Origin of the sequence: Hydrogenophaga sp. A37, assembly GCF_002001205.1 — a bacterium.
In the GTDB taxonomy this organism is placed as follows: Bacteria; Pseudomonadota; Gammaproteobacteria; order Burkholderiales; family Burkholderiaceae_C; genus Hydrogenophaga.
In genome coordinates this window covers 1-20,963 of sequence record NZ_MUNZ01000102.1, presented here as the reverse complement: position 1 = coordinate 20,963, position 20,963 = coordinate 1, and the positions used below count along the sequence as shown (strand labels likewise).

General features: G+C 67.8%; 10 protein-coding genes. 7 read left to right on the top strand and 3 right to left on the bottom strand.

Translation table 11 applies throughout. The annotated features are described in order from the left end of the window. Positions 1-39: 39 nt before the first annotated feature. The 4 genes from B0E41_RS12050 to B0E41_RS12035 all read left to right on the top strand — a co-directional run bounded on the left by B0E41_RS12050 (position 40) and on the right by B0E41_RS12035 (position 13,796). The gene (locus B0E41_RS12050) at positions 40-6,024 is read left to right on the top strand and encodes an Ig-like domain-containing alpha-2-macroglobulin family protein (RefSeq protein ID WP_077331396.1); all 5,985 of its coding nucleotides are present in this window, start codon (positions 40-42) and stop codon (positions 6,022-6,024) included. Beyond that, a complete protein-coding gene (gene pbpC, locus B0E41_RS12045; protein WP_171984742.1) occupies positions 6,021-8,222 on the top strand; it encodes a penicillin-binding protein 1C in 2,202 nt (733 codons plus the stop codon). The genes B0E41_RS12050 and pbpC overlap by 4 nt, the downstream gene beginning before the upstream one ends. A gap of 73 nt (positions 8,223-8,295) precedes the next feature. Then, complete coding sequence (locus B0E41_RS12040) at positions 8,296-9,666, top strand: AAA family ATPase (RefSeq protein WP_077331395.1); 1,371 nt, start codon at positions 8,296-8,298, stop codon at positions 9,664-9,666. Between the two features lie 2 nt (positions 9,667-9,668). Continuing rightward, positions 9,669-13,796 carry an ATP-binding protein gene (locus B0E41_RS12035; protein WP_077331394.1) on the top strand — a complete coding sequence of 1,376 codons (4,128 nt, stop codon included), beginning with the start codon at positions 9,669-9,671 and terminating at the stop codon, positions 13,794-13,796. Positions 13,797-13,813: 17 nt separating this feature from the next. Here B0E41_RS12035 and B0E41_RS12030 read toward each other — a convergent pair whose 3' ends face one another. Continuing rightward, entirely contained in the window at positions 13,814-15,133 is a 1,320-nt protein-coding gene (locus tag B0E41_RS12030; RefSeq protein ID WP_077331438.1) for a DUF3422 domain-containing protein, read from the bottom strand. Between the two features lie 136 nt (positions 15,134-15,269). After that, positions 15,270-15,767 (bottom strand): single-stranded DNA-binding protein, encoded by a 498-nt coding sequence (gene ssb / locus B0E41_RS12025; RefSeq protein ID WP_077331393.1) that lies wholly within the window; start codon positions 15,765-15,767, stop codon positions 15,270-15,272. A 146-nt stretch (positions 15,768-15,913) separates the two neighbouring features. On the opposite strand from ssb, the gene B0E41_RS12020 reads away from it, so the two are divergent. The 3 genes from B0E41_RS12020 (at position 15,914) to B0E41_RS12010 (ending at position 19,671) form a co-directional block, all read left to right on the top strand. After that, entirely contained in the window at positions 15,914-17,314 is a 1,401-nt protein-coding gene (locus B0E41_RS12020; protein ID WP_077331392.1) for a chloride channel protein, read from the top strand. Between the two features lie 114 nt (positions 17,315-17,428). After that, on the top strand, positions 17,429-18,880 hold the full coding sequence (locus B0E41_RS12015; protein WP_077331391.1) for a metal-dependent hydrolase: 1,452 nt from the start codon (positions 17,429-17,431) through the stop codon (positions 18,878-18,880). Beyond that, on the top strand, positions 18,877-19,671 hold the full coding sequence (locus tag B0E41_RS12010; protein ID WP_171984741.1) for a cupin-like domain-containing protein: 795 nt from the start codon (positions 18,877-18,879) through the stop codon (positions 19,669-19,671). Before B0E41_RS12015 ends, B0E41_RS12010 begins: the two co-directional genes overlap by 4 nt. A gap of 6 nt (positions 19,672-19,677) precedes the next feature. Here B0E41_RS12010 and B0E41_RS12005 read toward each other — a convergent pair whose 3' ends face one another. Next, the gene (locus B0E41_RS12005) at positions 19,678-20,862 is read right to left on the bottom strand and encodes an MFS transporter (protein WP_077331389.1); all 1,185 of its coding nucleotides are present in this window, start codon (positions 20,860-20,862) and stop codon (positions 19,678-19,680) included. Positions 20,863-20,963 lie beyond the last annotated feature (101 nt).

Here is a 20,963-nt window from a genome sequence, read left to right as displayed (position 1 = left end):
GGTTAGGCTCATCGCCTGATTCATACAGGGGAAACTTTCATGCTGTTCCATTGGCGCCATGGTGCGGAAGTTCTGTGTGTTTGGGGGGCGCTGGTCGGCACGGCATCGGCGCTGCAGATCACCCAGCTGAGCCCGCAGGGCGAGGTCGCCAAGGTGCGGCAGGTGGTGGCGCAGTTCGACGCCCCAGCCGTGAATTTCGGCAGCCAGAACCGGCCGCCGCCGCTGAGCCTGAGCTGCAACGATGCGGCCGCCACGGCCGGCCAGGGCCGCTGGACCTCGGACCGCTCCTGGGTCTTCGATTTCAACCAGATGCTGCCGCCCGGGGTGACGTGCACGCTGCAGGTGGCACCCGGTTTTCGCAGCGCTGCGGGCCAGGCGCTGAGCGGCACGCAGCGCTTCGCATTCCAGACCGGCGGGCCGGTGGTGCGGCAGTCGTTCCCTGGCGACGGCGCCACCATCGAAGAAGGCCAATATTTCCTGCTGCGCTTCAACGGAGCGGTGGCGCCCGAGAGCGTCAAGGCCCACGCGCACTGCGCCATGGACGGGCTGGGCGAGCGCATCGCCGTGCGGCTGTTGACCGGCGAGCCGCGCGATCAGCTCATTCAGGCGCGCGGCTGGAACACGAAAGACACTCCCGCTGACCAGCTGGTGGCGCTCGCCTGCCAGCGCCAGCTCACGCCCTCGGCCCAGGTGCGGCTGGTGCTGGGCAAGGGCGTGGCCACGCCCGGCGGCGTCGCCACGCGCCAGGCGCAGACGCTGAACTTCAGCGTGCGCGAACCGTTCCGCATCGAGTTTTCTTGTGAACGCGAAAACGCCCAGTCGGCCTGTCTGCCGCTGCGCCCGATGTCGCTGCGCTTCAACACGCCGGTCACCGCCAGCCAGGCGCTGGCGGTGCGCCTGCAGCCCACGGGCGCTGGCCAGGCCATCGCCCCGAGGCTGGAGAACGGCAGCGAGGGCGAGGCCGTGGTCGAAGGCATTGAGTTCGCGCCGACCTTGGCAGAAAACACGGCCTACACGGTCGCGCTGCCCAGCGGTTTTGTGGACGCCTCGGGCCGCGCGCCGGCCAACGCCAGCGCGTTCCCGCTGAAGGTCGCCACCGGCCTGATGCCGCCGCTGGTGAAGTTCGCCGCCGCGCCGTTTGGCGTGGTCGAGCGACTGGCCGAACCGGGCGGTACCGCGCTGCTGGCGGTGACGGTGCGCCAGGTCGAGCCCGAGCTCAAAGCCATGGGCCTGCGGCTCGGCGCCAGCCAGGTCAGCGACTTGAAGTTGGCCGACGACGCCGAGATCATTGCCTGGTACCAGCGGGTGGCCACCTTCAACGACCGCGAGGTGTCGCGCAAGCTGGCCAGCCAGTGGGTCAAGACGCCCTTGCCCAAGGTGGTCGACAAGGACAACAAGGAGTGGGTCGACGCGCGCATGCTGGGCCTGCTGCAGGGCCTGCCACAGGTGCGACCCGTCACCCTGCCCCAGGCGGCGGCCGGCGACCCGCGCCCGATGGAGGTGGTCGGTATTCCGCTGCAGCCGGGCTTTCATGTGCTGGAGATCGCTTCGCCCCGGCTGGGCCAGAGCCTGCTGGACGAACGCCACGGCGCCCGGCGGACCATGTACGTGCGCACCTCGGCGCTGGTGACCAACCTGGGCGTGCATTTCAAGCTGGGCCAGGAGAACGCACTGGCCTGGGTGACCACGCTGGACAAAGGCAAGCCGGTGGCCGGGGCCGCCGTGAAGGTGTCGGACTGCCAAGGCAAGGTGGTGGCTCAGGGCGTGACCGACAAGACCGGCGTGGTGCGGCTCGACGGCCTTCCGGCCCGCGCGCCCGCGTGCGCCATGGGCCAGACCGAGGGCGACGACGAACATGGCGCCGGCGCCTGGTTCGTCAGCGCACGCGCGAAATCGCCCGACGGCGTGGACGACCTCGCCTTCACCTGGAGCGACTGGAACCGGGGCATCGAGTCGTGGCGCTTCGACCAGCCCACCGGCGACCTCAGCCGCTCGACGCTGCGCGCCCACACGGTACTGGACCGCGCCCTGCTGCGCGCGGGCGAGAAGCTGTCGATGAAGCACTTCGCGCGGCTGGAGAGCCTGAAGGGCTTTCGCCTGCCGGAGCTGAAGACCGGCGAGCTGGTCATCACCCACCAGGGCAGTGGACAGGAATTCAAGCAGCCCGTGGCCTGGCGCAAGACCGCCACTGGCGGCCTGAGCGCGGTCAGCGAGTGGTCGATTCCGCCGGCCGCGCGTCTGGGGCTGTACACCGTGCAGCTGCTGCAGGACGCGGGCCAGCAAGGCACCGAACAGGTGGAGACCGCGCAGTTCCGGGTGGAGGAATTCCGCCTGCCGGTGCTCGAAGGCCAGCTCAGCGCCAACGACAAGAAGCCGCTGATCGCGGTGAACAGCGCGCCGGTGGACCTGCAAGTCAACTACCTCTCGGGCGGCGGCGCTTCGAACCTCGCCACGCAGGTGTCGGCGCTGCTGCGGCCCCGCTCCCTCGCGTTCGACGGCTACGAGGGTTTCAGCTTCCGGCCCCCGCGCGGGCCGCAGGCCAACGAGGGCGAGCGTGACGATGGCGACGACGGCAGCGCCGGCCAGACGCTGGTGGCCGACAAGCTGCCGCTGACCCTGGACAAGAACGGCCGGGGCCGCACGGTCATTGAAGACCTGCCGGTGGTGAGCTCGCCGCAGCAGCTGCTGATCGAGGCCAGCTACGCCGACCCCAACGGCGAGACCCAGACCCTGCGTCAGGTGGGCACGCTCTGGCCGGCGGCGGTGGTGGCGGGCATCAAGACCGAGGGCTGGGTGTCCACCCGCCAGCAGGCGCGCTTCCAGGCGCTGGCGCTCGGCATCGACGGCCAGCCAGCGGCCAATGTGCGGCTGGAAGTGCGAGCCACGGTGCGTACCACCACCAGCACGCGCAAGCGTCTGGTGGGCGGCTTCTATTCGTACGACAACCAGACCAGAACAAAAGAACTGGGCCTGGTGTGCTCGGGCCACAGCGACGCGCGCGGCCTGCTGCTGTGCGAGACCGGGCTGGACGAGGCCGGCGAGGTGGAGCTGACCGCGACCGCGCAGGACAAAGAGGGGCGCAAGCACCAGAGCGTGGCCTCGGTGTACGTGACGCGCCAGGGCGAGCTGTGGTTTGGCGGCGAGGACCACGACCGCATGGACCTGCTGCCCGAGAAAAAGCGCTACCAGCCCGGCGAGACCGCGCGCCTGCAGGTGCGCATGCCGTTCCGCTTCGCGACCGCGCTGGTGAGCATCGAGCGCGAGGGCATCGTCGAGACGCGGGTGGTGCAACTCAACGGCGAAGACCCGACCATCGAACTCAAGGTCGAGGCCGACTGGGGTCCCAATGTGTTCGTGAGCGTGATGGCGCTGCGCGGGCGCCTGCGCGATGTGCCCTGGTACAGCGCCTTCACCTGGGGCTACAAGGCCCCGCGCGAGTGGTGGAACGCCTTCTGGTACGAGGGCCGAGAGTACGTGGCGCCGACCGCGCTGGTGGACCTGAGCAAACCCGCCTACCGGCTCGGTGTGACCGAGCTGCAAGTGGGCATCGCGGCGCACGAAATCAAAGTGGCGGTGAGCACCGACCGCGAGAGCTATGCCGTGCGCGGCAAGGCCTTGGTCACCATCCAAGCCACGCTGCCCAACGGGCAACCGGCGGCGAACGCCGAGGTGGCGCTCGCGGTGGTGGACCAGGCCCTGCTCGAACTCGGCCCCAACCCCAGCTGGGACCTGCTGGCCGGCATGTGGAAGCGGCGCAACTGGAGTGTGGAGACGGCCACCGCGCAGATGGAAATCATCGGCCGGCGCCACTACGGTCGCAAGGCCGTGCCGGCGGGCGGCGGCGGCGGCCACAGCCCCACGCGCGAGCTGTTCGACACGCTGCTGCTGTGGAACCCCTCGGTGGTGCTGGACGCGAAGGGCCGCGCCACCGTGAGCGTGCCGCTCAACGACTCGCTCACCAGCTTCCAGGTCGTGGCGGTGGCCGACTCGGGCCTCGGCCTGTTCGGCACCGGCAAGGCGCAGATGCGAACCACGCAAGACCTGCAGATCATCAGCGGCCTGCCGCCCCTGGTGCGCGAGGGCGACCGCTTCACCGCGATGTTCAGCCTGCGCAACACGACACCCAAAGCGATGCAGGTGGCGGTGTCGGCGCGCGCCACGCTGCTGGACACGCCCCCACAGACGCTGGCCATTCCCGCCGGAGAAACGCGCGAGGTGACGTGGGACGTGACCGCGCCGGTGCCGCTGGGCATGACCCGGCAGGAAGCGCTGCTCTGGGAGGTGCAGGTGCAAGACCAGGCGGGTGGCGCGCGCGACGCGCTCAAGGCCAGCCAGCGCATCGTGCCCGCCGTGCCGATCACCGTGCAGCAGGCCACGCTGGCGCAGCTCGATGGCCCGCTGACCCTGCCGGTGGCGCCGCCCGCGGGCGCACAGGCCGACCCGCAGGGCGCGCTGCGCGGCGGCATCCGCATGAGCCTGCAGCCCACGCTGGCCGAGGGCCTGCCGGCGGTGCGCGAGTGGTTCGCCAACTACCCGTTTGCCTGTCTGGAGCAGAAAACGTCCAAGTCCATCGGCCTGCGCGACGCGGCCCTGTGGCAGACCGTGGTGGCGCAGCTGCCCACCTACCTCGACGCCGACGGCCTCGCGAGCTACTTCCCGCCGCGCGACGGCGACGCGCCTTCGGGCAGCGACACGCTCAGCGCCTACCTGCTGGCCGCGAGCCACGAAGCATCGGCCCTGGACCCGGCCTGGGCGCTGCCCGAGGCATCGCGCGACACGCTGCTGCGCGGCCTCGAAGGATTTGTGCAGGGCCGCGTGGAGCGCCGCTTCTGGAGCCCGCGCCAGGACCTCACGGTGCGCAAGCTCGCCGCCATCGAGGCCCTGTCGCGCCACGGCCGGGCTTCGGCGCGGCTGCTGCAAAGCATCGACATCGCGCCCAACCAGTGGCCCACGCACGCGGTCATCGACTGGCTGCAGATCCTGAAGCGGGTGAACGATGTGCCGCAGCGCGCCGAGCGGCTGAAAGAGGCGAACCAGATCCTGCGCGCGCGGCTGTCGTACCAGGGCACGAAACTGGTGTTCAGCACCGAGGCCGACGACCACTGGTGGTGGCTGATGCAGAACGGCGACGTGAACACCGCGCGCCTGCTGCTGGCCGTGATGGACGACCCGGCCTGGAAAGACGACATGGGCCGCCTGGCCAGCGGCTTCATAGCCCGCCAGCAGCGCGGCACCTGGCAGACCACCACCGCCAACCTCTGGGGCGGCCTGGCGCTGCAGAAATTCTCGGCCCGCTTCGAGGCCACGCCGGTGACCGGCAGCACGCGCGCCACCCTGGGCACGGCCAGCGCCGCCGTGGACTGGAGCCAGGTGGTGCGCGCCGACGGCCAGGCCCCGGTGGCCGCCGGCTTCGCCACCGTCAGTCCCACCAACGCTTCACCCAACAGCCCCTCCGGCCCCTGGCGCCACAACAGCGCCACCCTGCCCTGGCCCAAAGAGGCCGGGACGCTGACCGCCACGCACACCGGCACGGGCAAGCCGTGGGTGACGCTGCAATCGCTCGCGGCGGTCGACCTGAAGGCGCCGATGTTCGCCGGCTACCAGGTGAAGAAAACCATCACGCCCGTGGAGCAGGCGGTGGCCGGGCGCTACAGCCGGGGCGACATCCTGCGCGTCAAGATCGAGGTGACCGCCAGCACCGACATGACCTGGGTGGTGCTGAGCGACCCGATCCCCGGCGGCGCGAGCATCCTCGGCAGCGGTCTGGGGCGCGACTCACAGATCGCGACCGCCGGCGAGAAGCGCTCGGGCAAGGGCTGGCCGGTGTTCGAGGAACGCAGTTTCGAGGCCTTCCGCAGCTACTACGACCACCTGAGCGCCGGCAGCTTCAAGACCGAGTACACCCTGCGCCTGAACAACGCCGGCAGCTTCGCGCTGCCGCCCACGCGCATCGAGGCCATGTACGCGCCCGAGGTGTTCGGCGAGCTGCCCAACGCGCGTGTCACCGTGGAGCCGGTGAAGTGAAGCTGCGCGCATGGGTCACGGCGCTTCTGGCGGGCAGCCTCGCGCTGCCGGCCCAGGCCTTGCCCACGTTTGCCGAGGTGAAGGCCTCGCACCCCTCGTCCGAAACCCGGGTGCTCGACCGCCATGGCGAGCTGCTGCAGCGTCTGCGCACCGACACCACGGTGCGCCAAGGCGAATGGGTGGCGCTGCCCGAGGTGTCGAGCGCGCTGCGCCAGGCCCTGGTGTACAGCGAAGACCGGCGCTTCTACGAACACGCCGGGGTCGACTGGCAGGCCGTGGCCTCGGCGGCCTGGGGCAACCTCTGGAACACCCGCACGCGCGGCGCATCGACCCTCACCATGCAGCTCGCCGGCCTGCTCGACGCCGATTTCAAAGCCGGCCAGCAGGGCCGCAGCTGGACGCAGAAGGCCGGGCAGGCGGTCTGGGCGCAGTGGCTGGAGACGCGCTGGCGCAAAGACCAGATCCTGGAGGCCTACCTCAACCGCGTGCCGTTTCGCGGCGAGATCATCGGCATTGACGCGCTGTCGCGCAGCCTGTTCAACAAAGCCCCGCACGGGCTGGACGCCGACGAAGCGGCCCTCACCGCCGCGCTGGTGCGCGCGCCCAACGCCGGCCGCGAGCGTGTGGCCGAGCGCGCCTGTGCGGTGCGCCAGGCCATGCAGCGCGCCAGCGGCGCCGCCCCAGCGGGCTGCCTCGGCATCCGCCTGCTGGCGGACATGGCCTTGCGCGAGCGCCGCTGGAGCCCCAGCGACGGCATCGCCCCGCACGCCACGCGACGCGCCCTGGCCGAATGGCGCGCCCAGCCCGCCAAGGGCGCCGTGCCGCCGCAGCTGCGCACCACGCTGTGGGCACCGCTGCAGCGCCATGCGCAAGAGCTGTTGCAGCGCCAGTTGCGCGAGCTGCAGATGCAGCGCGTGGAAGACGGCGCCGTGCTCGTGCTCGACAACGCCAGCGGCGAGGTGCTGGCCTGGGTGGGCTCGTCCGGGCGCCTGAGCCAGGCCAGCGAGGTGGACGCCGTGCTCGCGCTGCGCCAGCCCGGCTCCACGCTCAAGCCCCTGCTCTACGCGCAGGCCATCGCCGAACGGCGGCTCAGCGCGGCCTCGCTGATCGAAGACGCGCCCACCCACATCCCCACCGCCGCCGGCCTGTACATCCCGCAGAACTACGACCGCCAGTTCCGGGGCTGGGTCTCGGTGCGCAGCGCGCTGGCCTCGTCGCTCAACATCCCCGCCGTGCGCACGCTGGTCATGGTCTCGCCCGACGCCTTCGCGCGCCAGCTGGTGGCGCTGGGTCTGCCGCTGCGCGAGAGCGGCGACCACTACGGCCTGGGGCTGGCGCTGGGCAGCGCCGAGGTGAGCCTGCTCACGCTCACCAACGCCTACCGCACGCTCGCCAACCAGGGACGGCACGGCGGCGTGGCGCCCTTGGCGGGGGGGCCGGGCGCGGGCTCAGCGCGCCAGGCCATCGACGCGGGCGCCGCCTTCATCGTCGGCGACATCCTGAGCGACGCGAACGCCCGCGCCGCCACCTTCGGCAGCGACAGCCTGCTCGCCACCCGCTTCTGGACCGCCGTCAAAACCGGCACCAGCAAAGACATGCGCGACAACTGGGCGCTGGGCTGGTCGCAGCGCTACACCGTGGGCGTGTGGGTGGGCAACGCCAGCGGCGCGCCCATGGGCGACGTGAGCGGCACCAGCGGCGCGGCGCCGGTGTGGGCGGGCGTGATGCGCTGGCTGCACGAGCGCCAGCCCAGCCGCGCACCCCGGCCGCCCGCCGGGCTGGTGGCGCAGGACGTGCGCTTCGGCGACCGCATCGAGCCAGCACGGCGCGAGTGGTTTCTCGCCGGCACCGAGCAGCCGCTGTTTGCACTGAGCTCGCCGGACGACGGCCCGGCGGCGGGTGGCCGACCACGCATCCTCAGCCCTACCAGCGGCACCGTCCTCGCGCTGGACCCGGACATCCCACCGCGCCACCAGCGCCTCACGCTCAAGGCCGAAGCGGGCCACGTGCGCTGGCGCCTGGACGGCCAGCCGCTGGGGCGCGGCAAAGAAGTGCAATGGATGCCCTGGCCGGGCCGGCATGTGATTGAACTCACCACCGCACGCGGCGAGGTGATTGACAGCGTGCGCATCGAGGTGCGTGGGGCGGGGGTGAAGGGAGCGGGTGCCCCAAAAAGCAAGGCCTCTGCAGGTCCCTGAACACTTGCCCCGTTCGCCCATCTCTGCTGGCGTCTATCCTCAATTTTCCATGATTGAGTAAAATAACTCAATCATGGAAAATTACCAACGCACCGCCACCCTCCTGCTTCAGGAGCGGGTATCGGAAACCGTCCGCCGCCTCATCGTCGTGGCCGGTCCACGCCAGATTGGCAAAACCACCGCCGTCCAACAGGTGCTGCGGGGTCGGCAACCGGCGTCCTATCAATTCCACGCGGTCGACGCCCCCACATCCACCGGAAACGAGCTGCCCACGGATTTCAGCGTCGATGTCGGTCGCAGCCTGATGTTTCGCGCCGGCAGCGATTCACCCACCCAACGCAACGAAAACTGGCTGATCGAGCGCTGGCAAACGGCACGCAACGCCGCCCGTTCCTGGCACCACCAGTCGATCGAAGCCCTGTTGGCAGGCAGGCCGCCCTCGACCCACGCCACAGAAAAAGAAACCAGCCCCACCCCCTATGTTCTGGTCTTCGACGAAATCCAGCACATCCCCGGCTGGTCCAGCGTGGTCAAAGGCCTGTGGGACCAGGACCGCGCCCAAAACCTACCCATGCACGTCGTGGTGCTGGGCTCAGCGCCGCTGCTGATGCAACGGGGCTTGAGCGAGAGCCTGATGGGGCGCTTTGAATTGCTGGAAATGACGCACTGGTCGTACAGCGAAATGCGCGACTGCTTCGGCTTCACGCTGGACCAGTACATCTACTTCGGCGGCTACCCGGGTCCGGCCCCGCTGGTCGTCCAGGGGCAAGAGCTTCGCTGGCGCAACGAAGTCCTCCACAGCCTGATCGAGCCCAATCTGGTGAAAGACATCCTGGCGCTCGCTCGCATCGAAAAGCCCGCCGTCCTGCGCCAGCTCTTTGAGGTGGGGTGCTCGTATTCAGGCCAGATCGTCGCCTTGACCAAACTGCTGGTGCAACTCAACGACGCGGGCAACACCACCACCCTGACGCACTACCTCAAGCTGCTGCGCGCCGCAGGGCTGCTGGCCGGGCTGGAAAAATACGCTGCGCAGATGATCCGGCAGCGCGCCGCCCCACCCAAGTTGAACGTGCTCAACACGGCGTTCGTGTCGGTGTACTGCGGAAAGACCTTCGCGCAAGCTCGCAACGACCACGCCTTCTGGGGCCACCTGGTGGAAAGCAGCATCGGCGCCCACTTGCTCAACTCCGCCGCCGATGGCATGAGCGTGGCGTACTGGCGAGAGAGCCCCTACGAGGTGGACTTCGTCTTGCAGCAAGGCGACCGCATTTGCGCGCTGGAAGTGAAGTCCGCCGCGCACGACCAGAGCGCCCGAAAGGGCTTGCGTGCTTTCGCTGAAAAGCACGACCGGTTGAATGTCCGCACCGAGGTGCTCGGCGGAGACGACTTCGCCCTGGCCGACGCGCTCACACACCCCGCCAGCCATTGGCTGCCGGAGCCCTGACCATGTGGCCCGTCGATCCGTTGCAGCGGACCTGCACAGAGCTTCTGCCCAACGAAGACGACGGGGCAGCCCGGTCCAGCCAAGAGCCAGCCCCCGTCATCACCGTTCGCGAGTTGGCAGAGGTCCCCGTGTTTGTGCTGCTGGGTGAGCCGGGCATGGGCAAGTCCGAGACGATGAAAGCGCTGGCCACGCTCGTCCTGGGCGAGCAAGGCACGCCCATCGCAGCCAACGACTTCATCGTTCTACCGGCTTCACCACACAACGCAGAGCACCCCGTTTTCATCGACGCACTGGACGAAGCCCGCGCCAGTGGAGACAACGGCGTGTGGCGCGCCTTGCGTACCCGCATTGCGGAAGCCCGCCTGCTGCGCTTTGGCATCGCCTGCCGCGTGGCCGACTGGTTGACCACCGACGCACAGGACATTCGAGCGGTGGTCCCTGGCCGCAGCGTTCGGGTCTTCTCGCTGGATCCGCTCAGTCCTGAACAAGCGCGAGCCGTTCTGGCGCACGAACAGGTTCCGGACATCGACGGTTTTGAAGAACAAGCCCAGCGCCTGGGGTTCGGCGACATGTTGCGCAACCCGCAGTCGCTGAAGTTGCTGGCGGCCGCCGTGCGGGGCAATGCCAATCATTGGCCTCAGACCCGACACGAAGCCTATGAGATGGCCTGTCAGCAACTGGTGGGGGAAACCAACCCCCACCACAAGCAAACCCGGGTTTGGGGGCCGCCCCAGGGACACGACACCCTGCTCTACGCCGCAGGCTGGCTCTGTTCGCTGCAACTGCTGAGCAACGCCAGTGACATCGCCGAAGACACGCTGACGAACCAACCTGAAGCCAGTGTGCGGTTGACCGATGTGCTGGACAGCCTGCCAAGAACTGACTTTTCAGAGACGTCCGTCCAGCAGGTCCTGCGCCGCCGCGTGTTTGCTAAACCACATGGCTACGCCGCCAGTCACCGCACCGTCGCCGAATTTCTGGCAGGGCGTTACCTGGCCCACCGCATCACGAACGCCGGACTGAGCCCGGGGCGGTTGTCGGCCTTGATGCTGGCCTCACCGCAACACCTGATCAGCAACCTGCGGGGTCTGGCGGGATGGCTGGCCACTTTGAGCGAGCCGATGCGCGCAGCGGTGTTCCAAGCAGACCCTGCCGCCGTGCTCGACTACGGCGATCTTTACCTGCTGCCGCAGCCCGCCAAACAAACCCTGATCGAGCAACTGAGCGCACACCCCAGGACCAGCAACCTGAGCAACGTCTGGCAAAAATCCGTCTTGTACGTGCCGCTGGTGCAGCCGGACATGAGCGGATTTGTGACTGCCTGGTTCAGCACATATCGCTCTGAGCGACCGACTTCGTCCAGCCAAACGACGGTTGCATACGTACTGCTCAATGCCCTGCACCATGTGCCTGTGGATGAGCGGTGGGTGGCGCCATTTCTCGGGTTGATACGGGATGAGTCCGTATACATCGGCGTCCGGGTTCAAGCGCTGGACGCCTTGGTGGTTCACTCCTCCCCTGCCGAAACCCTTGAACTTCTGGACCGGCTGCAACACGGGACAAGGCCTGATGAGGAAGGACGGTTAACGGGACGCCTTTTGCAGCACCTGTACCCGAAGCACATCCCACCGAGTCAGGTCCTCCGATTCATGAATTTACGCACCTCAGGACGACAAGTCACTGAGCTTCGTATGTTCTGGACATACGACATTGCCAGGCTCACAACACCGAACCTGCTTCCCGAACTCATGGACGCTGTGGAACGGGCGTCCACTGACGGCCTTTTTGCCGAACCGCCCGCCAGGGTCACAGGGCATAGGCTTGAGGGACTGGCCAAATCGGCGGTCGATGCAATTGAAAGGTACGGCACCACGATACCCATCGAAAGGCTCGCCAACTGGATCAAGCTGTGCACCGATCACAAGACATCACCGTTCAAACACCTGGAACCTCAACTCGCGCAGCGTTTGGATCAATGGACGGCTGTCCAACCAGAGCGCGTCGAGGCCGTTCTTGCCCACTGGGTCAGACACGGCGACAAGAGCTGGACCGCACAAAACAGGATTCCGAGCGCCAGACGAATGGTTGGATTGGGTCAGTTTTGGCTTAAGCAAGCAAAGGCATGGGATTTCACAAATGACGCTGCAAAAGCGAAAGACTGCCTTGAAACGGCGTTCTGGTGGGTAGCCCAAGAAGGCGGCGGAGTTTCTCTCAACGAGTTCGAAGAAGCCGCCGCGCTCAGCTCGACGCTCCAGCAGGCGCTGGAGCCGCTTCTGAGCTCCCCACTGGGCGAAGAGAACTGGCAACGTGAAAACTGGCTTCAAGATCAAACGTACCGCAAGGAACAACTCGCAAACGGAGATCTCAATGAGCAGAATCGGCGCTACTTGTTGGACCACCTTGAGGAGATTCGCAACGGGAAGCTTCTGACCTATCTCAGTGCCGCCGCATGGCGTGATCTGCGAGATGATGGCTATGACGGAGGGGATGACGCCGAGCTGATCGGGCAATGGCGTGAGGCATACCCCGAACTGGACTCGGCCACCCGCGAGGGTTACCAAGCAGTGCTCGGACAGCTCACTGCGGTGCAAGCCAATGCGGCCGTCCGCGCCCGCAAGAATGGGGAAATCCTGCACATCGATTTACCTTGTCTGCTCGCGGCTCACCATTTGTTTTCTGAACAAACAGACCGTTTCTTCAACCTGGGCGAAGAGCGCCTCAAGGCGCTTGTCACCCTTCACCTACTCAACCACAGCGCACAACACGACTGGTTTCTCGCTCTCGTGGAGCGGTACCCGAGCTGGGTGGAAGACGCATGGTGGGATTTATGCAAGCGCCAGCTGCGGTCAAAGAAAGAACTTCGCATTCCGCAAATGGGCTTGCTCAGATACGAGCTGGCTGCATCTCCTCTAGCGGTTCGCCTGCTGTCGCAGGCACTCGCTGCGTGGCCGGTCAAATTCGCCGAACGGAATTTCTCCGAATTCGCAGAACTTCTGGAAGCAGTATTGCGCCAATGCCCTGCCCCAGAGTTGAGCCGGTTGATTCAGACTCGACTTCAGCGCAAGTCACTCGGGTCGCTGCAGACGGCCTACCTGCTGATGGCGGGCCTTTGGGTCGATCACCTGGAATTCACGCCAAAGGTCCAAAAAGGTTTGATCAGCAAGCAGCTCGTGCAGACCGAACTGCTCGGTTTTTTAGGGCATCTGCGCCGGTACGGCAGTGAGTCCAAATCTTTGCCCGCTTGGGATGCTGGCACTCTTGACCTGCTGTTCCGCCTTTTCGCCCCACTGTGTTCCCCGGTGCACCCGGTCGGCACCTATTCGCCGGGAATCAAGGACGCGGGACGCGATTTCCTCTATCAATTGCTAGCGTCATTCCGCAACGACACCAGCGAAGCCGCGCAAAAAGTGCTTGCCGCACTGCTCACGGAGCCGTCCCTGAGCGAATGGCGCTCCCAACTGGAAGAGACAGCCTCTCGGCAGGCCCAGGCCAGAGCCGAGAAGTCCTTTGTCGTCCCGACACCCCGCCAGGTCGCGCTCACGCTGCACAACAAGGCTCCCGCCAACCCTTCGGATTTGATGGCGGTCGCGCTGGACGCGTTGGGCGATCTGCAGCGTGAGATTCGCAACAACCCCTCGAACCTGATCAACAACTTTTGGACCGTTGACAAAAACGGCAAGGTCCCTCAACCCCCACACCGCCCGGAGAACACCTGTCGCGACGTGATCGCGCAGTGGCTCAGCCCTCGTTTATCAGCCATGTCCGTGACAGTGCTGCCGGAGCTGCAGCACGGTGACCAGAAACGGTCCGACCTGGGTTTGCTGGTCCACAACGTGGGCGCTCCAGAAATGCTGCTGCCCATCGAGGTCAAGGGCGACTGGCACGAAGCGCTGTGGACCGCCGCTCATCTGCAGCTTGGTCAGCAGTACGCCAGCGACAACCGCTGTCTGAATCAAGGCATCTATCTGGTGCTCTGGATGGGCGACCTCCAAAAGCTCCAGCAAGCACACAACCTCAAGGTGAAGACCGCCGCAGAACTTCAACGAGCGCTTCAACAACAGGAAGACCAGCGGGGCGGCCCGGTGCGGATTCGGGTGATCGTCTTGGACCTCTCGATTCCCAACCGCTGAATGCGGTTGCTGCGCGCTCAGTGGTCCGCGTGCAGCTTCTCGTGGATCTTCTTGGTGGTCCGCCACACCGCCCACAGCACCAGCGGGATCAGGGCACCCGCCGCCATCTCGGGGTTGATCGGCAGGCCCGCGGCCTTGCCGGCCTTGCCCAGGTAGAGCAGCAGGCTGATCACGTAGTACGAGATCGCCGCGATGGACAGGCCTTCCACAGTGCTTTGCAGGCGCAGCTGCAGCTCCTGCCCGCGCGTGAGCTTGGCGAGCAGCTGCTGGTTCTGCACCTCGGTGGCGATGTCCACGCGCGTGCGCAGCAGGGCGCTGGTGCGCGTGATGCGCTCGGACAGGGCGGCCAGCCGCTGCGCCGTGGCGGCCACGGTGGCCATGGCGGGCGAGAGCCGGCGCTGCATGAATTCACCCAGGGTCTGGGTGCCGGGAATGGGCTGCTCGCGCAACTCGGTCGTGCGCTGGCTCACCAGCGTGTCGTAGGCGCGCGTGGCCGCGAAGCGGTAGCCGTTTTCGGCCGTGGCGCGCTCCACGCCACCGGCCAGCGAGACCAGCGTGTCGAGCAGTGTCTGGTCGGACGCGCCCTTGTTTTCCAGCTGCGCCGTGATGTCGGCCAGCTGCCGCTCGGAATCGGCCAGCAAGGGCGCCAGCGCTTTGACCACTGGCAAGGCCCGCAGCGCCATCAAGCGGTAGGTTTCCAGTTCGAACAGGCGCGAGGCGATGCGGCCGGCACGGGTTCCCGAGGTGCCGGGCGGACAGATCGCGAGCATGCGTTCAAAGCCGTCGGGGCGCAGCCAGAAATCGGTCACTGCCATGGAGTGGGCGTTGTTGCCCATGAGCGAGGCCACCACGGTGTGTTCGCCCAGCCAGGTGCGGGCCTGGGCCAGCGCGGGCGCCGGTGGGTCGATGGCGTCTTCGACCATGGCGAGCTGGATGGCGGCAAAAGTGCGGCCCGGAATTCCCGCCAACCAGCCCGGGGGCGTGGCAATGTGCGCGCTCAGATCGGGCTCCCGTCCGCCCAGGCCGCCGTCCGCAGGCAAGGGTTGGACGATGGAGTAGCGCGTGAACTCGGTGTGGCGTTCCCACTTGAGGGTGTAGCCCGGCAGGCGCAGGCGCAGAAAGTTGCCCTGCAGCTCGTCCACCGTGAGCGCGGCCTGGCCGGGCAGCTGGCGCAGCACCGCGCACTCGGCTTCGCGCGTCACGCCTTCATTGAAGACCGCCAGGTAGGTCACGAGCGCAGGCAGGTGAATGCGAGCCGGTGGACGCGCATGCACCTCGTTGTGCAGCAGCTCGCGCTGGGGGTCGTTGGCGGGCAACAGGCTGGGCGTGGGTTTCATGCGGCGATTGTGACGAAACCTGGCGGCCCGCAGCGTCGCGCCCTGGCTCAAAAAAAGAAAACCCGCCGGGCGCAAGCCCAGCGGGTTGTGAAGGGCCACGTCCGGGAGGGAAGACGTGGCATCAGGGATCGGGTCCTTAGAAAGGAATGTCGTCGTCCATGTCGTCGAAGCCGCTGGCCGGGCGGGCCGCTGCCGGGGCGGGCGCGGGGGCCGGGCGTGCGGCGGGAGCCGGACGCGAGGCCGGTGCGGGGCGGCTGTAGCCACCGCCGCCACCTTCTTCGCCGCCACCACGCGCTTCACGGCCACCCAGCAATTGCATTTCGGTGGCCACGATTTCCACGGAGTTCTTTTCCACGCCCGTGGTCTTGTCCGTGTAAGTGCTGTAACGCAACCGCCCTTCGACGTAGATCGGGTTGCCTTTCTTCACGTACTCACCCACGATTTCGGCCAGGCGTTCAAAAAACGTGACGCGGTGCCATTGGGTTTCTTCGATGGTTTCGCCGCTGTTCTTGTCTTTGCGACGGCTGGAGGTGGCCACGGTCACGTTGGCCACGGCACCGCCCGAGGGCAGGTAACGGATTTCGGGGTCGCGGCCGCAGTTGCCGACGAGGATGACTTTGTTGACGGATGCCATGTGTGTGCCCTAAGGGGATGTAGCGGTCGGCGCCGGGAGCCCGGGCCGCAAAACGGTCAACCATTGTGCCGCAACTACCGTTCAGGCCCAATCCGTCACGGGCCGATATGGTCTTTGGGGCTCGCCAGCCCCTACACTGCACCCCGATGAAAGGCGAACCGGACTTCCTGCAGAACCTGCGCAACGAGATCGGCGACGGGCGGCAGTGGCTGGACCGGACCATCGTGATCGCCTACGCGGTGCTCGCAGGTCTCTCCATCGTGGTGTTCACGCTGCTGGCCGACGCGGCCTTTGACCTCTACCAGGGCCTGCGCAGTGCGGCCTGGTGGGCACCGTTGCTCTGGACCCCGGCGCTCACCGCGCTCATCGTCTGGTCGGTGCGGCGCTGGTCACCGGGCGCGGTCGGCTCGGGCGTGCCGCAGGTGCTCACAGCGCTGGCCCCGGAAACCCCCATCGCCAGCCGCTCCCGGTTTGTGTCGCTGAGGCTGTCCATGGTCAAGATCGTGGGGGTCTCCGGCGGTTTGCTGGCCGGCCTGTCGATCGGCCGGCAAGGCCCGTCCGTGCAAATCGCCGCCGGCGTGATGCTGCACGCCAAACGCTGGCTCTCTCCCAAGACCGACATCAGCACGCGTGAACTGCTGGTGGCCGGCGGCGCGGTGGGCATCGCGGCGGCGTTCAACACGCCACTGGGCGGCATCGTGTTCGCCATCGAGGAGCTGTCGCGCCGTCTGCAGGACCGCAGCAGCGGCCTGATGCTGGCCGCCATCGTGGTGGGCGGCCTGGTGTCGGTCTCGGCCTTCGGCAACCTCTCGTATTTCGGTCGTGTGCGGGCCGAGAACCTGTCGTGGTGGGTGTTGATCGGGCCGGCGCTGGTGGTATCGGTGGCCAGCGGCCTGCTCGGCGGGCTGATGTCGCGCCTGCTACTGGCCTCGTTCACCGGCCTGCCCGACCGTTTCTGCGCCTACCGGCGCAAGCGGCCGGTGACCTTTGCGGCCGCCTGCGGGTTGGTGGTCGCGGTGATCGCGGTGATCACCCAGGGCGACGCGGTGGGCATCGGCCACCAGAACACCCACGCGCTGCTGGCGGCCGACGGCGGCGAGCACCACCGCCCGCTGGTGTTCACCGGCCTGAAGTTCATCGCGTCGTGGTTGTCGTCGTGGGCCGGGGTGCCCGCCGGCATGTTCGGCCCGAGCCTGTCGATCGGTGCGGGGCTGGGCGCGGACGTGGCCTGGTTGTTCGACTCGCCGCACGCGCCTGCCCTCATCGCGCTGGGCATGTGCGGCTTTCTCGCCGCCGTCACGCAGACGCCCATCACCGCCATGATCATCGTGATGGAGATGACCGACGGCCACAGCATGGTGTTGAGCCTGATCACCTGTGCGCTGCTCTCCAGCCTGGTGTCCCGGATGATCAGCCGGCCGCTCTACAGCACGATGTCGCTGCTCATGATGCGGTCGCTGCGAGGCGACACGAACGTGGCGCCACGCAGCACCGACCTCGCGCCGCTGGTGGGGTCGCCGGCGCCGACACCCCCCACAGACCGATAGGCCGGTCCGATCAACCCAGATCGGTGCGGGTCTGCGGGTAACGGTGTGTGAACCGTCACGCAGATGAAACATGGCGACGCTACGGTCGCGGGCTCTGTCTGCCTTCTCACATCCATGCTTTCACCGCCAACGACGAACCCGGCCGCCACCGATTCACCCACGATCTTCTGGAACCGGACCCCCGCCCGCACCTACCTCTTCGACGCGTTCTCCGTGATGCTTCCGGAGGGGGAAGCTTTTGTGATGGACGCGGTGACAGAAGCCGCCCAGCACCTGCCCCCGGGCGCCGAACTGCGCCTTGAGTGCGCCCGGTTCGTCAAGGAAGAAGAGGCCCACCAGCGCGCGCACCGGCTCTACAACGCACGGTTGGACCAACAGGGTCACGGCGTGGCGGCCATGGAAGCGCGCATCGCGCACGATCTGCGCGCGATCCAGACCCGTCTGTCGGCGGACCAGCGCCTGTGCCTGGCGGCGGCTTTCGAGCACATCACGGCCACCATTTCAGCGGTGGCCCTGCGCAGCGAGCGCATGTTGACGGCAACCCCCAACGCGCAGACGCGTCTGTGGCGCTGGCATTGCGCCGAAGAGATGGCCCACCTGGGTGTCACGGTCGATCTGATGGCGGCCCGGGACCTGTCCTACGGCGCCCGGGTGGGCTGGTTTCTGGGGGCCTCGGCCGTCATGCTGGGCGACGTGCTGCGCCACATGCATGCCTTCTACCGGCACGACGTGGGCACGGGGCGCTTGAGCGCGCCCCGGTTCTGGGCCGCCCACCTCGCCGGCGCGGTGCAAGCGCTCCCGGACCTGTGGTCCACCACGGTGGGCTGGGCCTCGTACCTGCTGCCCAGGCGCTCGTCGACGAAAGCCGCGGCCGCGGCGCCGATCACCGTTCGTGAGCTGCGGCCCGCCGACGTGCCGACCCTGATGGCGCTGGAGCACGCGTGCTGGACGCCTGAGCAAGCCGCCCAGGCACCGGACCTGCTCGACCGCATGCGCCGCCATCCCGGGTACTGCCTGGGCGCGTTCTGCCCACGCACCGGCAAAGCCCTGGCCTCGCTGTTCATGAAGCCCAGCAGCGCCCAAGCCATGTCGCAGGCCAGAACATGGCGCGACTGCATCGAGGGCAGCGCGGGGAATGCCGCCGCCGGGCCCGGCAATGCCTTGTTCGGCATCAGCCTGAGCAGCATCGACCCGGCGGCCGTGAAAGCGATCTTCGGGTACTTCTGGCCCCACGCGCTCAAGGGCGGTTGGCGCTACATCTTTCTGGGCTCACCGATTCCCGGTCTGGCGAACTGGCTGCAGCGCCATCCCCAGGGCAACGCCCAGACCTACGTTCGGCAGCGGCGCCGCGGCCTGCCGCTGGACCCCCAACTGCGCTACTACCACGGCAAAGGTTTCCGGCACATCGAAGCCGTGCTGCCGAACTACTTTCCGCATGCCCGCTCACTGGACCACGGGGTGTTGCTGCGCGGCCAGGTGCCGGGCGCTCGCTGGGCGCCACTGTGGCGCCGCCTGTCGTTGGGCCACATTCAGGCGATGCAGCGCTGGCTGTCCAGGTTGCCGTGACACAACCTTTCCCAACGCCCCGCGAATGGGGCCGCACACCGCAGCTGTGGCGCGGTGCCGCGCAAGACTGGCCCGCCCTGCAGCGCTGGACCTTCGCGCACCTGGGCGCACTCGACCCCCATCGACCCGTCCAGGTGGTGCAGGGCAACCGCGAAATCGACGCCGCCCACCTGGTCAGCACCACCTGGGGCGAGCACCTGGCCCGGCTCGATCAAGACCCGCGCGCCACCCACGAACCCGTGGGCCATCTGAAAGAGTTCGATCTCCTGAAGCACTTTCCGGCCCTGCGCAACGACCTCGACCCGAGCGCGCTGTTCCCGCCCGGGTCGGTGGTCTCGCACCAAGCATGGATCGGGCCCGCCCATGCGCGCACCGGCCTGCACCACGACCTGCTGGACAACGTGGCCCTGACGCTGCGTGGGCGCAAACGGTTCTACCTGTTGCCACCGGGCAGCGTGGAGGCGGCGCAGCTGGTGTCGCGCAAGTTCGACCGCTGGGCCAGGCTGTCGGTGCTGGGAGTGGATGCCCTCGCGCCGAGGCTCCACGCACTGGGCCTGGCCGCGCCTCAGGTGGTGGACCTGGGCCCCGGCGACGCGCTGTACCTGCCCCGTGGCTGGTGGCACGAGGTGGTGAACCTCGAAGCCAGCGTGTTGCTCAGCGGCTTCTTCGGCAGCCGACGGCGCACCTGGGGTCTCTGGCTGCAAACGGGCGCCTGGCAGCTCGCGCACAACGCCGGCCTGTGGCGTCGCGGCCATTGCACCTGCCACAGCCGAGCCACCGGCTCCAACTGAGGAGGCTCAGCGCTGCGCGGCGGGCGCCCGCATCGGCCAGGCCACCACCAGCCAGACCAGCGAGGCCACTGCGCAGGCGGCAAACAGGCCGCTCGGGCCGTGCGCGCGGGCCAGCCAGCCGCCCACCGCGCCGCCCACAAAAAAGCCCACCGACTGCAGCGTGTTGTAAACGCCGAGCGCCGCGCCGCGCGCGTGCGCTGGCGCCAGCTTGGACACCAGGCTGGGCTGGCTGGCTTCCATCATGTTGAAGCCGATGAAGAACACGAACAGCAGGCCGCCCAGTGTCCACAGTCCCGGCTGCGCCTCCGCCATCGCCCACAAGCCCAGCTGCACCGCGAGGATCAGCCCGATGGAGACCAGGAAGGCCACGCGCAGCCGACCCTTGCGCTCCAGGGGGAACAGCACCCCGCCCATGACCACCAGCGAGGCCAGCACCGCCGGCAGGTACACCTGCCAGTGCTCGGCTTTGGCCAGCCCGGCCTGCACCAGCATCGCGGGCAGCGCCATCCACATGGCGAGCTGCACCGCGTGCAGCACGAACACGCCCAGGTTCAGCCGCAGCAGCCCGGCGTGGCGCAGCACCTCGCCCAGACTGCCGCGCACCTGCTGCATGTCCGACGGTTTGTGCACCAGTGGCTCGGGCGGCGCCACCCACAGCACCACGGCGATGCCCAGCAGCGCCAACGCGCAGGTCATGAGGAAGATGCCGGAGAGGCCCACCCAGCCGGCCAGCAGTGGCGCGATCACAAGCGAGAGCGCGAACATCAGCGCAATGCTCGCGCCCACCATCGCCATCGCCTTGGTGCGCACGCTGTCGCGCGTCACGTCGGCGAGGAAGGCGGTGACCGCGGCCGAGATCGCGCCCGCGCCCTGCACCGCGCGGCCGACGGCCAGCCAGGTGAGATCGGGCGCCCAGGCGGCGATGGCGCTGCCCGCCGCGAACAGCAGCAGACCGGCCACGATGGTGGGCTTGCGGCCGAAGCGGTCGGAAGCGATGCCGAAAGGAATTTGCAGGAAGGCCTGCGTCAGGCCGTACAGCCCCATGGCGAACCCCACCCGCGCCGGGTCGTCACCACCCGGCAAGCGGGCGGCTTCGAGCGCGAACACTGGCAACACGATGAACAGGCCCAGCATGCGCAAAGCAAACACCAGCGCCAACGCGCCGCTGGCGCGCCGCTCGTCGCCCGTCATGCGATGGGCATCGGGGGCGGGGGATTCGCTGGAAAGGGGGGAAGCGGAGCTTGAAGGCACGGTCATGCGGCACGCCGCCGACCGGAAGGGCCGGCCCATAC

Bases quoted from the DNA above. Each gene is read 5' to 3' on its own strand.
- B0E41_RS12050 (WP_077331396.1), top strand. From the start codon at position 40: ATGCTGTTCCATTGGCGCCATGGTGCGGAAGTTCTGTGTGTTTGGGGG.
- B0E41_RS12040 (WP_077331395.1), top strand. From the start codon at position 8,296: ATGGAAAATTACCAACGCACCGCCACCCTCCTGCTTCAGGAGCGGGTA.
- B0E41_RS12035 (WP_077331394.1), top strand. From the start codon at position 9,669: ATGTGGCCCGTCGATCCGTTGCAGCGGACCTGCACAGAGCTTCTGCCC.
- B0E41_RS12030 (WP_077331438.1), bottom strand. From the start codon at position 15,133: ATGAAACCCACGCCCAGCCTGTTGCCCGCCAACGACCCCCAGCGCGAG.
- ssb (WP_077331393.1), bottom strand. From the start codon at position 15,767: ATGGCATCCGTCAACAAAGTCATCCTCGTCGGCAACTGCGGCCGCGAC.
- B0E41_RS12020 (WP_077331392.1), top strand. From the start codon at position 15,914: ATGAAAGGCGAACCGGACTTCCTGCAGAACCTGCGCAACGAGATCGGC.
- B0E41_RS12015 (WP_077331391.1), top strand. From the start codon at position 17,429: ATGCTTTCACCGCCAACGACGAACCCGGCCGCCACCGATTCACCCACG.
- B0E41_RS12005 (WP_077331389.1), bottom strand. From the start codon at position 20,862: ATGACGGGCGACGAGCGGCGCGCCAGCGGCGCGTTGGCGCTGGTGTTT.